We start from the raw sequence: 15862 nt of genomic DNA, 5'->3' as shown, positions 1-15862 counted from the left end.
TTATCTAAGGTACCCGTAAATAACAACAACTAAGAGCGTCAACGTTAACCCTAGATACATTTTTTTAACTAAGGAAGTGTTACCTTGAAAATCTTCATCATGCTTAGAAAGCATTTCTTTTAATTCTTTTTCATTTAAACCATAGCAATAATGACAGTGTTCTTCGTTTTTAGGTGTTTTAAAACCACAACGTTTGCATTTTTTTAATGGATTATTGTTAGGAAGAAAAATCAAAACTGGCCTTTACACATAACAGCGTATTAGCGTGAATTCTCATTAACACCAAATACAATACATTGTACCTAGTCACTACACGCTGACTTTTATTTAATATTTTTAGTACGTTAGCAACAATTTATACTATCTTCAACGTAATATTGGTTTGGAGAAACCGAGAATTTTATTTAACGAGAATGCAAATGGCTCGTTATGTATATAACGATTTTTAAATGGAGCATAAAGAACAATAGCTTAGCAGTGTCGTTCTGTCGAAAACCGAGCCATTCGAAATTTTACATAACGAGCCATTTACTGATAAATCTCACCTCTTTCATTATAACTGTATAAAAAATAGTCCATCAATACTTAAGAGGGAACTAATTTTAGGTCAGCAAAGTTGCATTATTTAACGTTCGGAAATGAAACTTCATTGGTAGGAATAAGTTTGAAGCCAACCGTTAGTTGACCATTGTCTAGTGCTTTTAATACAGGGAACACTGGAAGCGAATCTACGCCAAGTATTTGAGTGTATATACAAATCAAGTTACACAAAAAAGCACCTTTTATATCAGGTGCTTTTTGTAGTTGGAAGCTAAATAACTTACTTTACTTTGGTCCAGTATTCATTAGCTTCTTCAATATGAAGCGGGATGTTTTCTTTCCATGCTTTGTATACTTGTTGATCTTTGTTTACGTATAATTTTCCGTCTACAATTTCAAAGGCTTCGCCGTTTACGTCAAATTTTTTACCAAACGTTAAACCATACGCACAAAAGCCGCCATATTGAGGTGCGAATCGGCTTGGTTCTTTCTTAAATACATCTCTGTGCTCTGCACTACTAAAACGATAGATAGCGCCTTGATACAAAGCTGTAAATTCAGCAGAGCCTAACACTGGCTTACCTTTGGTGAAATATGCTACTGCATCGTATCCCGCCAAAATCACATCATTTTCGTCAATTTCTCTGTCTTCTCCCGCATATGAAAAAACGCTTACGAATAACATTAAAACCGCGGTGAGTCCTTGTAATAATTTTGAAAACCTCATGAGAATACCTCTTACTTTTTGAAAACATTGGTATGCGAACAATGAATGTACGCCTTTGTGTCTGCGTACTTTAAAAGAAAGGTATTTTTGAGAATATGTCCAAACGTCGATGAAGTATGTCTAAAATACTATTTCTAATAAAAAAAGCTCTTAGCTTCCCATACTTTTAAACATCCCTCTCCACACCTTAGGCGAACTATCGAAGCGACTTTTGAAGTGTTTTCTAAATATTTGTTCGGAGCTAAATCCTGATTTTGTCGCCACTTCAGTTATTGATAAGCTTGTAGATTCCAATAATTCGAGCGAGTAATTCAGTCTGGCATTCACCAGCCAAGCAATAAAGCTAATGCCATTGCTTGCTTTAAAGTGCCTGCTAAAACTTCTAACACTCATTAAACAGCTCCTCGCTGCCTGCTCCAAAGTCACAGGCTTTGAAATATCATTTAAAATGGATTCAAGGAGCTTAGCTAAGCGCTCGTCGTTTGGCTTTTCAATGGTTGGATTTTCAATATATTGATGTTGACCGCCAGAGCGCTCAGGAGAAGACACCATGATACGAGCGATCTTATTGGCGATTTTTATCCCATAAAAATGTTTAACGATAAATAGACAACAGTCTATTGCTGCAGCGCTACCAGCCGAAGTAATAACCTTATCTTCAACAAGATATAAAGGATTCGTTTCACAAGAAATTCGCGGAAACCTAGAACTGAAATCCTCGCCATATTTCCAGTGTGTTGTCGCTTTCTTTCCATCTAACACGCCAGCATATGCCAGCGCATAAGCACCTAAACACAAGCCAACAATGAACTTATCTTGACGATATGCGCGTGTTATCACTTCAATAAATCGTTCACTAGGCAACAGCTCTGGTACCCAGCTAGGAACAATAACGATATCTGCGTTTTCAATTGCACTGATGTCATGCGCTATATCAAGATAAAGTCCATTCGCAGTCTTAATTTTGTGGTTTTGTTTGTTTCCCTGAAAGTCTGCACACACAGTAAGATTGAAAAGCGGATTTTCACTTTGAGCTGCATCTTGAAAAATTGCGATGGGAACCGATAGATGAAACATACTCATGCCATCGAAAGCGACAACCGCAACGTTAATTGGCTTATTTTGTTTGGTAGTCATTTCAACTTGGCCAAATAGTATTGTTAACTTCCATTATAGCCACATTCGGATAGTCGATACATGTCTATAATTAGCTCTTTATTTATTACCATGTATATTACTGCGGAAGTAAAAATACAATTCGCTGCCGTATTTGATGATATTGGCCTATAGACACACGATAAGATCAACTATCTAGAACCTTTAATCAATAAGGGTTCATAAAAAAGCCATCATATGAAGGGATGCATATGATGGCAAACTTACACCAATAACGAGCGTACTAAAGCAGATTAATTACAAACAGTTAACGACAATAAGTCTTGCTGTGAATCATCTAACTGATATTCATGAGTAAAATAGTTTTGACCGTTTTCTAGCGTTACCGTTGAAGAAGACTGAGTGACTCTGATTTCTATCACGCCAGTTGCTGGTAAGTTAACAACTTTAGGTTGTTCGCCTACAGTCAACGTTGCATAGACGCCCTGCCAAAAAGTCGCATTTTCATACCCGTCATTGCGTTGTACAAACAGTAACTCAAGTGTCTCTTCGCCTGTATACCCTTCACAAGAGGATAGAGTAACATCCTTTCTTTGCATAACAGGAATGGTAACATCACCTAGTTCAAGTATTTCCTCTGTGTAATCTGGTAGTCGCATAGTGGCGCGAATTTGATCATCAATATTAATAGTCATCATGGTTAACCTAGCATCTACTTCTTGACTGGTCAGCGTTAGGTTAAACTCCCCCTCTGCGTTAGAAGTTGATGTTGGCTGGAAAACACCACTTATTTTTACATTTTCGACAGGGTTACCGCCTGAATCGACTAGTCTTCCTGAAACCTCTCGTGTGTACACTTCTTCAGATTCTCGCGCGATAACCATATAGGCAGGATGTGAATCTTGAGTACCATCATTTACAACCAATTGAATCGAGTAGTTACCTAAATGTGTAGGCGTTAATTGTGCCATGTTATCTAACACAACCAATTCGCCATCAAAGTCTTCAGGTCCATGTGTTAAAGACCAATGATACGTTAGGTGCTGACTTTCCGCATCGAAGCTTGAGCTACCATCGATAAGAATAAGATCACTGTCACTTGTCACAAAAGAAGCTGGTAACACGGCTACAGGACGTTGGTTTTCGAGTACGTTAACCGTGACACTGTCTGGCTCTGAATAAACCAAGCCGTCGAATACTCGCAATGAAAAGGTGTAAGCACCAACGACGTCAGGAGAAATGGTTACTTTGTGATAGTCTCTTAATTCAACCCTTGCAAACTCATTGTATCTACTATGAGCAGGTCTGCTAGTTAGTCGCCACTCATATTGTAAATCCTGCTGTTCAGCGTCAGAACTACGTGAGGCATCGAGTTCAATTTCTAAATCTAACACGGCATCAAAGTCGTCTCCTGCATCGGCAATAGGAGCAGTGTTTCCAACCGTAGCTAAAACAGTTGCAGACACTTCATCTTCAAATTCAGTGTCTTTAACAGTAAGCTTTACTGTGTATTCACCTTCGAAATCCGCCGTGAATTGAGCATAGTAATTATCTGTAATTTCAAGCTGAGCCTGGCTGCCGGCAGGCTTTTTTGTCCACTGCCATGTGTAGGTTAACGGGTTGTTGTCTAAATCATAACTGTTCGAACCATCAAATTTAACGATATCTCCAAGTTTCACTTCTGTTGCATTTTGGGAAACCTGCGCAACTGGTGGAGTATTAACGATTAGTTCTTCAGCAATAATCTTTATTTCATGCGCTGACGTTAATAAATCATTCTGATTTTTAACCGTAAGTAAAACAACATATTCACCTTTTACATCGGGGGTAAAATATGCGGTAGCCTGCATAGCTTGTTCAAGCGCAGAATCACTTCCAGTGGGTTTATTCGTAATTTCCCATTGATAACTAATTAATTGGCCATGAGCACCTAGGCTTTCGTCACCATTAAGCCAAACCGTATTGCCAATTTTGGACACATTATTGCTGTTTATCTTTGCAGTAGGGTAATCATCATTAGAGGGAATAACGGTTAATGCGGTGTCGATACTGTCAGTTTTGTCGCCATTATCAGTAACTGTAAGCTCGACATTGTACTGTCCGAAGTTTTCTGCAGAGAACGTAATTTCTTCGGCATTGGGATTATTAAGTGAATATTCAGCTCCTTGGCTGTCGGTAATTGTCCATAAATAAGTGAGGTTTTGTCCTTCAGGGTCACGACTGTTTTTAGCGCTTATTTCTACAACTTCTAATTCAGAAACTTCTGATTTACTTAAAGTGATTTCTGCTGTCGGCGCAAGATTAACCACTAGATTGTCCGTAGATTTTTTGCTGTTTCCGCCACCACAGCCAACAAGAAAAGCACATAACGCGTAACAACTAATCTTTGTTAAGTATTTAGTCATTTATCTTCCTTCAAATTTCTATTAATCAACAAATGAGATGGGTTTCTTCCAAAGTACAATTAAGTATTAGGAAAAAGAAAACCAAGAAAATTCGAAGTGCATATTAATAAAAAACAAATACTTACCAGTATCACGAATACGACAAATCGTTGTACATATATGACAAAAGCGCATTTTCGCCTAAAAAACACACTAAAAAAGTGTGTTTAATCGCATGCTCTCAAAGAAGACTAAAACTATCGCTCTACCCTGCTTTTCGGTATTCATTTGGTGTCGTGTGATATTTAGCTTTAAAACATTTAACGAAGTAGCTACTTGAATTAAAGCCAACGCGTTCGGCAATCACTGCCACTTGGTGCCCTTCATGGAGTAATTTGAGGGCAGCTTCTAATCTCTGGTCGCGTAAAACTTCGCTAAATGTCCCGCCAACAAGTGCTTTCAATTTTCGCTGAAATTGTCTGTCACTCATTGCAAACTTTTCTGCAACTTCAGGCAAAGATAATTCTGAATTAGCATGTTCTTGTGCGAGCAGGTTTTTCAGTTTTTCAATAAACTGAATGTCTTTTTCTAGCAAGGGCAACGTCTTTGAAAGTTGCTTTTCTTTAACATCAGTTGCGTTACTCTTCTCTTCACTTGTGATAAAAGATTGCTCAACGTTCTTACGAATAATTGCCCGTAGCCCAAGCAGATTATGAATTTTGGCGAGTAATTGTTCAGGAGAAAAAGGCTTATTAATATAATCGTCAGCAAGTTCAGATAATCCTTTCAAGTGACTTGCTTTGTCTACTTTTGCTGTCAGCAGTATAAAGGGTACATGACACACAACATTATCTGAGCGCACCAATTCCAATAACTCAAAACCATCCTTTTTAGGCATTACAACATCGGATAATATTAAATCAGGGCAATGTAGGCGCGCGAGTTCAAATCCAGCGAGGCCGTTTTCGGCTTGCAAGACTTGATACTGCTCAGCGAGGCAATCAACCAAAAACTCTCGTAATGCATTGTTATCCTCTACCACCAACACTACCGGTTTATTACCGTCTATCAAGGTATTTTCTACTGGCGAAATAGGTGATTTTTCAGCCGGTGGTAAAACACTAGAATCAGACGTATTATCAGTCTCCCGAGGGTTCAAATCATCGATAACGCTGACATTAGTTAAAACGCTGCTTTCGACATAATGTTCATCAATAAAGACAGGTAATAACAGTATAAAGCTAGAGCCTTTACCAAGTTGACTTTCAACTGTTACTTCCCCGCCCATCTCGGTAACAAGCTCTTTTACCAAAGCTAAGCCAATACCTGTTCCAGGCAATAAATGATGGTTTTCAAGCCGAGAAAATCGCTCAAATATATTCTGCAGTTCACTTTGTGGAATGCCGCACCCTGTGTCTGACACAGTGATCTGGAGTGCGTCATCACGCTTTTCTACTTTCACCTCAATACGGTCATTAGGCTCAGTATATTTAAACGCATTACACAGCAAGTTTTTTAAAACAGTCTCTAGGGCTTCTTCGGCACATATTACATACCAAGAGCCATTAAGATCTGGTGGAAGTATGACATGCAGCTCCTTACCCTCGTCAACCGCTTGAAAAGAGTTTGTGACCTCATGCAGCATGGGAGCAAGATGCAGTTTTTTTGGCGAACGTTTACTTTCATTTTTGAGCTTTGCCATCAACAGCATTTGATCGACCATTGATAATAAGGTTTTAGCATTTTGTTCAACGCGTTTTGCGTTGACGACAACACCTTGTTCTCTCGATTCACTTTGGATTTTGGCTGCAGGTCCCATAATCAACGAAAGAGGCGTTCTAAATTCGTGTGAAAGGTTTGCAAATAGTCTGTCCTTAGTTTCAGCCAACTCGATTAAAGAGCTTTGCTGTGCTTCTATCACGTTTTTTCGGTAATACAGCCAAAACACAAATGCAATTAACGCTGCACTAAACAGTGCGAATAAACTTAAAGCCCACCAAGTTCTCCACCAAGGAGCTTGCACATTAATAGCCATGTGCAACTCATCACTTTGCCACCTACCAGACTCATCTGTTGATTTTACTTTCAAGACGTACTGCCCATAAGGAAGTAATGAAAATACCGCTTCATCATCCCCCGCTTTTAAATAAATCCACTCTTGATCTAATCCTTCTAATTGATAGGCGTATAAAATCCGTTTCGGATGAATTGCGCCCAATCGAGCAAATTGAAAAGAAAGCATTGAGGTTTGCGGTGGTATATCAATTGATGAGGTATTAAATATTGATTGTGTTAACAGCGGCGATTGTTCTTCAGGTGCCGGAGATACGCTTTTTGCCAGCACTTTAAAGTCGGTAAATACTAGTTTTCCAGATTTTTGAGATAGGTTTAACTCATCTAGCGGCAACATCATCATGCCTTTATCCATAAAAACATAGTATTCGTTTTGCTTAGATAAATAACTAAAGCTAGTAAAGAGCTGACCGTTATCTTCGTCGTTAGGCGTTGGCAATTCAAACGCTAATTGGCACGTTAAACAAGTTAATAAATTTTGGTTGGTTACTTGATACAAATGACTTTCAATCGTCACAAATAATGCATTTTTTTCTTTATTAGCATAAAGGCCGCTAACTTTACCTTTAATACTAAAATCTACCTTTTGATAATTGCCTGTGTCGATATCTATACTTAGTACGCCCAAGTTTGTAGTCGATGCCCAAATTTTTCCGTCGTGTTGAGCTATGGCGTATAGGTGGCCGGTATCAATTGGGAGTGCTTTTAACGTGGCAGTGTTCTTGTCAAAAATTAGCAAGTTTTGCATTGCTTTTGTGTAAGCTCTAACGAGCAGAAGTTTATTATTGCCAATATCGATAAATCGATTCACCTTATCGTCCACAGCAAAGCTCTTAAAACTATCACTGGCTGTATCATAAAGAATAACAGCGCCACCGGACTTTTCCGCGTGTTGACCTTGCAAGGCATAAATACGCCCTTGTTCGTCAGTATCGATAAACCAAATCGAATTTACCGCTAAAACATTATTAACTTTTGTTGAAAACAAATACTGTTTTTCAAACCCTGTTTCTAGGTTTAAACGGAAAACTCCTTCACCATTAGTTGCAAGCCATATTTGGCCACTAACATCTTGTGTAATTGACAATATGCGTTGTGTAAACTGACGAATAACCGAAACTTCATTGTCTTTTAAACGGTATAAGCTATTGCCACATCCAACTAAAACCCCACTTTCGATTTGGTACGCAACATTTGGCGAGCAAGGTAGACTATCGGTATTTACCCATTGTGTTACCACTTGGCTTGAAGCACTTAATGTACTTACCCCTTTAGAGGTAGATACCCATAGTTTTTTATCTCGATCTTGAAACAAGCTATTGTTTCTTGCTGGTAAAAGAGGAGAAATAACGGTCGAGTTGACACCGTCAATACTCGGTATGGCCTGAAACGCTTCTGTTCGTGGCGAAAACTTGGTGACACCTTTGTTGTATAACCCCAACCATAAGTCGCCTGCGCCGTCTTGTTTAATTGCAACAATAATATTACTAACCAAATTTTCAGGAATACTTGGGTCGCTTGCGTAATAACGTGTAAACGTGTTGTTTTCTGCAAGAAATAGATTTAGTCCAGTGTAAGTCCCGAGCCATAAGTTTTGCTTGTCGTCCTCAAAAATATCTAATACATAGTTTGAACTTATAGTGGATTGATTATTTGGATCATGTTGAAACTGCTGCCAGTTTTGACCATCAAAAACACTTAGGCCACTTCCGTTATAAGAGCTCACCCAAACTTTGCCATCACTGGTTATTTTCATGCGTGTTAGAATGTCATCTTGATTGATCGGTGCAACCATTTCGCTTTTAAGGGAAAAACTAACGGGCTCAATAATCAATACCCTGTTCTTGATGGCTATATATAAGTCGCCCTGATACAAAGATAAATCACCAATTTGAGGGAAATTGCCGTGCTTTAACCAAGCTTGAGGAACCATTTTATCTAAGGGTTCGAAAGATAGCTGCTCGGTAAAAGTATTAAACTTGGCTAGCCCCTTATGCCCAGCACCTATCCAGATGTTTCCGGCGTTGTCTTCGAGCAAACGCTCAACGGCTGGGCTAGTGAATTGCTCCATGCCAGGAAAAAGTTTGACCTTCTTCCCATCATAGCGAAACAATCCATTTTGATTTACAAACCAGATAAAGCCTTTTTTAGTATGGAGCAAGGCACTAACATTATTGACTGGTTGGCCAGAGATGTCTGTGATACGGCTAAATGGTGAACCAGTTTGAGAAAATTCAGCTGCTGACACGCAACTATAAATGAGGAAAATTATCTGTAAAAACAGAGAAATACACTTTTTAGACACTGAACTTTAATTCCCTGAAAATTCAATGGCAGATGCTAATACAAAATAATCTTTGTTTAAACCTCAAATTTACATCTATTAACATTTATCAGCTGAATTTGACTAAGAAGCCATTTCACTTTGGCCAAATAGTATCGTTAATTGCCAAAACAGCCACATTCAGATAATCGATACATGTCTATAATTAGCGCATTACTTAACCATTACCTAAAGTAATGAATGAATTGGAATGAATCAATGAACCAAGTAGCGACCTACCCCCTTGTTGACAGCATCTTAGCTCAATTTAAAGATGTTATTAAAAATGACTACGACGGCTATAGAAATCATGTCACACGTATGCTTAATTTCTGCCATTACCTGTTACCCGATATATCTGAAGAAGACAGTAAAAAAATACAAATCGCTGCAGCTTTTCATGATATTGCCTTATGGACACACGATAGAGTTGATTATCTGGTACCGTCATATCAAGATTGCCACAAATGGCTTGATGAAAAAGGACTAAACGAATGGAAGGAAGAAATTCAGATAATTATTGATATGCACCACTTGATGAGCAAGTACCAAGGACCTCATGAAAGACTCACCGAAGCTTTCAGAAAAGCAGATTTGGTAGACTTTTCTCTTGGTTTAATCAGTAACGGCGTGGATAGAAAGTTCATTAAAAAAGTACGACAAGCAATTCCAAACGCAGGATTTCATAAAACGCTGATGCGTTTTACCGTTAAGCAGTTAGGCAGAAACCCGCTAAATCCTGTACCTATGATGAGAATCAAAAACATTTATCGGCAGCTTCCATGATAAAAACGTAAAAGCTTCTTAAGTGACTAAGAAGCTTTTTTAGCAGTGCTCATTTACTTCACATCATAGCGCCTTATGATTGCTACTTTACCTGCATCAAGTTCCAAAACGTCAATATAGTGCTTAGTAGATAAACTATATTTTTCGTCTTCTGACTGCAAAATACCGGCGGAACTAAACTCTATTAACATATAATGTTCATTAACCTGCGAGCGGATTAACTTCGCGTGATAGCTTTTATGCGCCCCTAGCCAACGCATCATGCCCTGTTTGATTTTATCACGACCACCTCTGATACGATTATCACTTGCAGCATATGGTAAATGCTGCCAGGCAGCATCGAGTGTTAAATAGCTCAGGTAATAATTAATATCTTCTTCTGATGCATCACTTTGTTGACTTTGTACCCATGCATTAAAATAGTCCAAGGCAAGCCCTTCATTGATCACCGATGGTTTATCACTCGTAGAGCTAGCCGATACAGACATATTCTCGACTGGTAAACCTTTATCTCTCTTAACCTTAACGGGATTAATTTCTGCTTCGGCTGTAGCTAGCAATGAAAACACAGCCATTGCACAAACAAACAAGTGGCGGAAAACTCGTAGTATCTTTATTCGTTCCATCAGTTCATCTCTTTTAAGCCATTTAGTTGAAAGTTGATTTATATATAAAAAAGCAATCATTTAATCGTGAAGTGCTCTTTCGACAAAGGCCCTTTATCACTGTCCCAAGTTACGCTGATAACACACCATCTCTCGCCATCGTTTACCAATTGAAAAGAGTTGACGCCTGTCGAGTAAGGTTCTGCATCTAATTTATCTCTTGATTCGTATTGGCTGATAATGGTTGCGGTATTTCCGTATACAAAAACTTTAGAGTTCACTTCAGTCTCAAAAAAGTCTACGTCAGCAAACATTAACTCATTCATTTCGATAAACTCATCGACGGAAAAATGTAAAATGTCATGGCTATCTCCCTTGTGAAAAATAGCTGTGATACTTCCCTTGCTTGCAAACAACTGCTTCATTAGTTGCCAATTTCGTTTTTCTCCAGCTTTTCCGGATACTATGCTGTATAGCACTTTAGGAAAGGCTTCCACACTTATTGACTCTGGTTGCAAATTTCCCCCGCAATCAAACTGCTCATGATCATTTGCCATTACGCTATTTGCACTTAAAGCAGCTAGCGCGGTAAAAGTAGCCTTTGTACCTATTTTCATCTTATTTTCATTCTCTTGTTCGTCATTAAATTGGTGATTAAATTAACGGAAGCTTTGACATAAAAAAATTGATATTATCGGAGCAATACTTGACAAAATATAAAGTAAAATGAGTATTCTCAATCAGCTTTCTATCAAATCTATCTACATGCTTTCTGTCATATCTACCAGTAAAGATATGCAAGAAGCCGCAAGTAAGCTTTGCATAACACCAAGTGCATTAAGCCATCAAATACAGAGGCTAGAAGAAGGCCTTGGGCAGAAATTATTTTACAAGTCAGGGCGTCATCAAAAGCTACTTCCGGAAGCTTCTTCGTGGGCGAAGAATATTAGTGAACATTTTGTCAACATAGAGGGCGATACAAATCGCTTTCTCAAAAATACAAATAATGAAATAAACCTAGGTGTTCCTAGTGCATTTGCTTTCAACAGGGTTACACCAGTGCTAGGGCTATGGTTACAGCAACACCCTCACCTTGATGTGCGTATTAGAATGCTAAATTGCGGTGATGATCCTGAGCGCCTTAACTTAGATGCTGTGCTTTGTTCGGCGGTTAACAGTAAGTTTTATCAAACTGAAGTGATCACATCTGAAAAATATGTTGCTGTATGTAGCCCTGCGCTGTCAGGAAAGCTAGAAAATGAAAACCTAGTGAATATTGCACATACAATCCCCTTACTAGACTTAACAGACATTGACTGTTGGAAGGAGTGGCAAAAAAGAGCTACTCAGTCGCTTACATTCACCAATACCATTTATTTCAGCCATACGATTTTGCTTTTACAAGCTGCGTTGTCAGGTCAAGGTATCGCACTGCTCGACTATCACTTGGTAAAACCGCAACTAGACAATGGCCAACTCGTTCAGTTAACGAATAAACCAATGATTTTGGAGGAGAATAACCATCATTTTTCAGTTAAATCTACAATGATAAGAAACAAGGAAATTAACATGCTAAAGCAATGGTTATTAGACTTCTTTTAAATACTAAGACTAAGGTTTTACATCCATGATTTTCCGCTAGTTTCTACTTGGTGTAAACTACGGTTAATGACTTCATAACCTTGAGATTCTTTAAGAAAAGGAATATTCATCGCACCTGACGCCAACAGGAGTTTAACAGAGCAAAGCTGCTGTGGTTTCATAAATCGACTTTGTTTAAAAGTAGTCTGCTGAATCTTATAAATTGGAAACACGAAATAGTCGACACCAAACACACCTTTACGAATATAAATGAAATTTTGATCCATGGTGTAACCCCAGCGCTTCCAACGCATAAACACAAGTAGACAAGCGAATGAAAATATTACTGTCGCAGGTACAAGCAACGGCAATTGGTGTTGAATTATCAGCAACGCAGATATAATTAGATATACAGGTAAACAGAAGTAGCCAATATAGCGGGTAATAAATCGTTTACTAATGCCGGTAAATTTAGCTGTTCTTAAACTGCTTTCAGGGTATACGTCTTCGATAAGCGCCAAAGCTTCTTCTGTAGTAACAGATGGCACCATTATCTTGTCATTGATATTAGGCATAGCACCATTTTCGGCCGCTTTCATTTGTGAATTAGATTGCTCAAAACTTACATTCACTCTTTTTAACAGCATATCTAACCAATCACGTTTATGAGCGATTTTTTGTAAGCGCGAAAATCGCATGCTCACTTCATGGCGAGTGAATAAACCACTGCGTCGAATATACCTGTCTTCAATTTTGCTCAAAGCAAAGCCGTAAAAATTGACGATGGCGCCACCAATAGAGAACAGTGTTAGCACTAACATCACCAACATTGTTAAAGACAAAGTATATAACCCTAATTGCCATACAGAATGAGTAGCTGGGTCAAATGTTTGCGCTAAATCGACGCCAAATTTTCTTAAAAAGTCAGTGATTCCTTCAACGATTTTTTCATAAAATGGCGCTAAAACACCAAGAAAAATCCAAATTCTGTTACTTGTTATGCCGTGAATAACGAGATCTTTAATCGCTCTGGTATTAATGACTTGCTCATCAAAATTGGCTGAAGCTTGGTTTTGGACCGAATCAGTTGAATTATTAGCGTCATTGTCTGACTGATTCACAGGCTGATGATGCTTAGCCATAATCTGCTGTTTAAGCTGCTCAGCAAAAGCAAGAGGTAGAGCAACGACCTTTGCTTCTTGTTTGTTTGAACCTGCGGTATCAAGAGTTAAACAAGCAAAGCCTGTAACGCGGTAGTAAATAGGTTGTTCTATTTTAACGTTTTGAATGCGTGAAAACGGTAAATTCACGTGTTTCTTACTAAGGACACCAGAGCGAATTTCAATGCTGTCTTTCGAGAGTCGATATTGAAAAAAGTAAAAATTTAGTATGGCAGAAACGATAATAAGCACAACTACGCCTATTAATAGTGGTACACCAATCCAAGGACTGTTTTTAATGGAGTTGTAGGTCAGTAGCGCAGCTGAAGCGATATAAACAAACTGACCAATTAGCGCTTCAATAAAGCTCACACCGAAAAACACTATCGCGATAGGCGACAATCTTTGCCACTGAGCAGTTGACGCTGCTGCTTTGCTCTCTTGGTTATCCTCTTTCTTTGCTTGTTCTAAGTTATCCATGACTAATGGAATCCTTATGCTGCAAAATAAATTGGCGTAGCTTTTGCGCTTGTACCAACTCTAAACCAGGAATTTCAAAAGTATGATGTGAACCGCCAGCACTGAATACTTGTAAAGTAGCCAGCCCAATTTTTCGTTCAATAGGCCCGCGTTTTAATTCAATATGCTGAATACGTGTTATTGGCTGTGTTACTTTTTTACAAAAGATCAGGCCTGATTGGAAACTTAAATCATGTTCCCGCAATGCGTAGGTTTTCAATGGATCAGCAAGCCAATGATATAGCGTCACGCAAGTGCAAATTAGCGTAAGAATACCACTACCTATCAGCAGTACCTTGTACCCCCCCTTTTGCCAATCAAAAGAAGGCAAAAAGAAAATAATTAGCGCAACTAACAGACAAAATATAATCGAAGACAAACCTATTTTTAAATTAGTCGCCGCGTATTTTGGGTTAATTTGTTGCATTTCTATCAGGTGAATATCAGGCAACTCAGCATCGAATACTTGAGGGTTTAATCCAGAATTTAGTTCTTCATTATCGCTTGCAACTGAGTCAGTCATAAACATTCCTTTTCTTGTCAGCAAGTTAGTGCAACGTGCGCTACATTAGTACTATATCAAAGCACATCGCTCATTAGTTAAATTTTTTAAACTCTTAAAAAGACAATAGGCTCTATTTCTAGCCTCAGATAGCAACACCTTTTAAAAAATGTATGACCAATTTATTATCAATCGTTGAATTCGAACCACAGCGATACAATATCTAAGTTACCGATGAGCAACAAGTTTCTATCACCAAAGAGTTTATAATGCCTACCGACGTACGACTTCATTTTGTCGACAACTTAAGATCTTTAGCTTTGTTGTTGGGGATAGTTTTTCATGCAGCTCTCGCATACGGTCCCTTTTTCGAAAATATTTGGCTCACCTCTTCCCCAAACCCTCGCGTTGCTTACGATTATTTAGCCTTAACCTTGCATCTTTTTCGTATGCCATTATTTTTTGTCATCGCCGGATTTTGTGCCGCTTTGTTAATTGCAAAACGAGGCACTAACGCTTATTTGAAGCATCGAGTGAAACGTATTTTGCTCCCCTTGCTTGTCTTTCTTCCTATATGTGGTGCTATGTATATTCATGCGCTGAGTTGGGGAGCAACTATAGCAACCCCTGCTCCACCAATATTTTCTGTAATAAATCAAATGAAAGAGCCTGCGGTAAGTACCATGCATCTGTGGTTTTTATGGTATTTATTTATGTTTAGTCTTTGTTTGTGGGCATTTAGCCTATTTAATCGTTTCTATGCTGGCATATTATCGTTAAGCACACATCCAGTAACAGTGTTCATTGGTTTACCTGTTATGATCACTTTAGCCATGCAAAGCCAAGCGGTACCTTTTCCTGCCGCTGACAAAGTTACCCCTCAACTATGGGCATTAGGGTTCTATGGTCCGTTGTTTTTAATTGGCGCAGGTTTGTATCATCACATAGGAAAAATAAAGCAACTTGTTCGCTACCTACCTTTGATACTGCTGCTTTCTAGCTTAAGCACTGTTTTATACTTTTATCTGTTACCTCAGCCACCAACAATTGAACAGGTATTACAAGCCGCAACATCCGGGGCATTAAAGCCAAATATTGAAGGGCATTTTCTGATAGTAGTCAGTCAAACGATGGCAATATTGCTATCAACAACTTTAGCGCTAGTTTCAGGTTACAAATGGCTTAACAAAGAAAACAAAATCAGTCGCTACTTTTCTGATGCATCTTATTGGGTCTACATCATTCATTTACCCATAATGCTCTATATCCAAATGGCACTCGTTACGCCGGACATACCCGTGCATGTTAAGTTTGTTATTTCTGTCGTTTTAACGACTGCTCTTTCCTTAGCCAGTTATCAGTTGCTGGTTCGCAAGACACTTATCGGTAGGTTGTTAAACGGTACAAAACGAGTTGCACCGGTAAGCAATATTGCTTCTGTTAATGACATAGATCATCAAAAATAAACTGACTCTTAACTTTAACATTGGAAAATTATTCATATTCCTTTAACATAATTTGCAACTAATAATAAAAAGGAAACGAA

12 protein-coding genes are annotated in these 15862 nt (G+C 38.5%); 3 read left to right on the top strand and 9 right to left on the bottom strand.

From position 1 onward, the window contains the following. Positions 1-621: 621 nt before the first annotated feature. The 5 genes from ACOB80_RS19820 to ACOB80_RS19800 all read right to left on the bottom strand — a co-directional run bounded on the left by ACOB80_RS19820 (position 622) and on the right by ACOB80_RS19800 (position 9145). Positions 622-771, bottom strand: coding sequence for a hypothetical protein (locus tag ACOB80_RS19820; protein WP_473167614.1), 150 nt, complete (start codon positions 769-771; stop codon positions 622-624). Between the two features lie 49 nt (positions 772-820). Continuing rightward, positions 821-1267: a YHS domain-containing (seleno)protein gene (locus ACOB80_RS19815; protein ID WP_473167613.1), complete on the bottom strand. Its 447-nt coding sequence runs from the start codon at positions 1265-1267 to the stop codon at positions 821-823. Between the two features lie 150 nt (positions 1268-1417). Then, positions 1418-2404, bottom strand: a complete 987-nt coding sequence (locus ACOB80_RS19810; protein ID WP_473167612.1) for a GlxA family transcriptional regulator — start codon at positions 2402-2404, stop codon at positions 1418-1420. Positions 2405-2676: 272 nt separating this feature from the next. Continuing rightward, on the bottom strand, positions 2677-4788 hold the full coding sequence (locus tag ACOB80_RS19805; protein WP_473167611.1) for a PKD domain-containing protein: 2112 nt from the start codon (positions 4786-4788) through the stop codon (positions 2677-2679). 244 nt (positions 4789-5032) lie between these two features. Next, the gene (locus ACOB80_RS19800) at positions 5033-9145 is read right to left on the bottom strand and encodes a hybrid sensor histidine kinase/response regulator transcription factor (RefSeq protein WP_473167610.1); all 4113 of its coding nucleotides are present in this window, start codon (positions 9143-9145) and stop codon (positions 5033-5035) included. A 219-nt stretch (positions 9146-9364) separates the two neighbouring features. Here ACOB80_RS19800 and ACOB80_RS19795 point away from each other — a divergent pair, with 219 nt between their 5' ends. Then, positions 9365-9949, top strand: coding sequence for an HD domain-containing protein (locus ACOB80_RS19795; protein WP_473167609.1), 585 nt, complete (start codon positions 9365-9367; stop codon positions 9947-9949). A gap of 53 nt (positions 9950-10002) precedes the next feature. Here ACOB80_RS19795 and ACOB80_RS19790 read toward each other — a convergent pair whose 3' ends face one another. Next, positions 10003-10575, bottom strand: coding sequence for a nuclear transport factor 2-like protein (locus ACOB80_RS19790; RefSeq protein ID WP_473167608.1), 573 nt, complete (start codon positions 10573-10575; stop codon positions 10003-10005). 56 nt (positions 10576-10631) lie between these two features. Beyond that, positions 10632-11171, bottom strand: coding sequence for a hypothetical protein (locus ACOB80_RS19785; RefSeq protein WP_473167607.1), 540 nt, complete (start codon positions 11169-11171; stop codon positions 10632-10634). 109 nt (positions 11172-11280) lie between these two features. On the opposite strand from ACOB80_RS19785, the gene ACOB80_RS19780 reads away from it, so the two are divergent. Further along, a complete protein-coding gene (locus ACOB80_RS19780; RefSeq protein WP_473167606.1) occupies positions 11281-12156 on the top strand; it encodes a LysR substrate-binding domain-containing protein in 876 nt (291 codons plus the stop codon). Positions 12157-12173: 17 nt separating this feature from the next. Here ACOB80_RS19780 and ACOB80_RS19775 read toward each other — a convergent pair whose 3' ends face one another. Both ACOB80_RS19775 and ACOB80_RS19770 read right to left on the bottom strand, forming a co-directional pair. Next, positions 12174-13775 (bottom strand): PH domain-containing protein, encoded by a 1602-nt coding sequence (locus ACOB80_RS19775; protein WP_473167605.1) that lies wholly within the window; start codon positions 13773-13775, stop codon positions 12174-12176. Then, a complete protein-coding gene (locus ACOB80_RS19770) occupies positions 13768-14337 on the bottom strand; it encodes a PH domain-containing protein (RefSeq protein ID WP_473167604.1) in 570 nt (189 codons plus the stop codon). The genes ACOB80_RS19775 and ACOB80_RS19770 overlap by 8 nt, the downstream gene beginning before the upstream one ends. 248 nt (positions 14338-14585) lie before the next feature. On the opposite strand from ACOB80_RS19770, the gene ACOB80_RS19765 reads away from it, so the two are divergent. Next, a complete protein-coding gene (locus tag ACOB80_RS19765; protein WP_473167603.1) occupies positions 14586-15782 on the top strand; it encodes an acyltransferase family protein in 1197 nt (398 codons plus the stop codon). The last annotated feature ends 80 nt before the right edge of the window (positions 15783-15862 follow it).

Source organism: Thalassotalea coralli, assembly GCF_055786205.1.
The sequence above is the reverse complement of the archived record's forward strand: the minus strand, read 5'-3'. Positions and strand labels throughout refer to the sequence as shown.

Excerpts from the sequence above, each read along its gene's own strand:
- ACOB80_RS19815 (WP_473167613.1), bottom strand. The coding sequence starts at position 1,267 with ATGAGGTTTTCAAAATTATTACAAGGACTCACCGCGGTTTTAATGTTA.
- ACOB80_RS19810 (WP_473167612.1), bottom strand. The coding sequence starts at position 2,404 with ATGACTACCAAACAAAATAAGCCAATTAACGTTGCGGTTGTCGCTTTC.
- ACOB80_RS19805 (WP_473167611.1), bottom strand. The coding sequence starts at position 4,788 with ATGACTAAATACTTAACAAAGATTAGTTGTTACGCGTTATGTGCTTTT.
- ACOB80_RS19795 (WP_473167609.1), top strand. The coding sequence starts at position 9,365 with ATGAATTGGAATGAATCAATGAACCAAGTAGCGACCTACCCCCTTGTT.
- ACOB80_RS19790 (WP_473167608.1), bottom strand. The coding sequence starts at position 10,575 with ATGGAACGAATAAAGATACTACGAGTTTTCCGCCACTTGTTTGTTTGT.
- ACOB80_RS19785 (WP_473167607.1), bottom strand. The coding sequence starts at position 11,171 with ATGAAAATAGGTACAAAGGCTACTTTTACCGCGCTAGCTGCTTTAAGT.
- ACOB80_RS19780 (WP_473167606.1), top strand. The coding sequence starts at position 11,281 with ATGAGTATTCTCAATCAGCTTTCTATCAAATCTATCTACATGCTTTCT.
- ACOB80_RS19775 (WP_473167605.1), bottom strand. The coding sequence starts at position 13,775 with ATGGATAACTTAGAACAAGCAAAGAAAGAGGATAACCAAGAGAGCAAA.
- ACOB80_RS19770 (WP_473167604.1), bottom strand. The coding sequence starts at position 14,337 with ATGACTGACTCAGTTGCAAGCGATAATGAAGAACTAAATTCTGGATTA.
- ACOB80_RS19765 (WP_473167603.1), top strand. The coding sequence starts at position 14,586 with ATGCCTACCGACGTACGACTTCATTTTGTCGACAACTTAAGATCTTTA.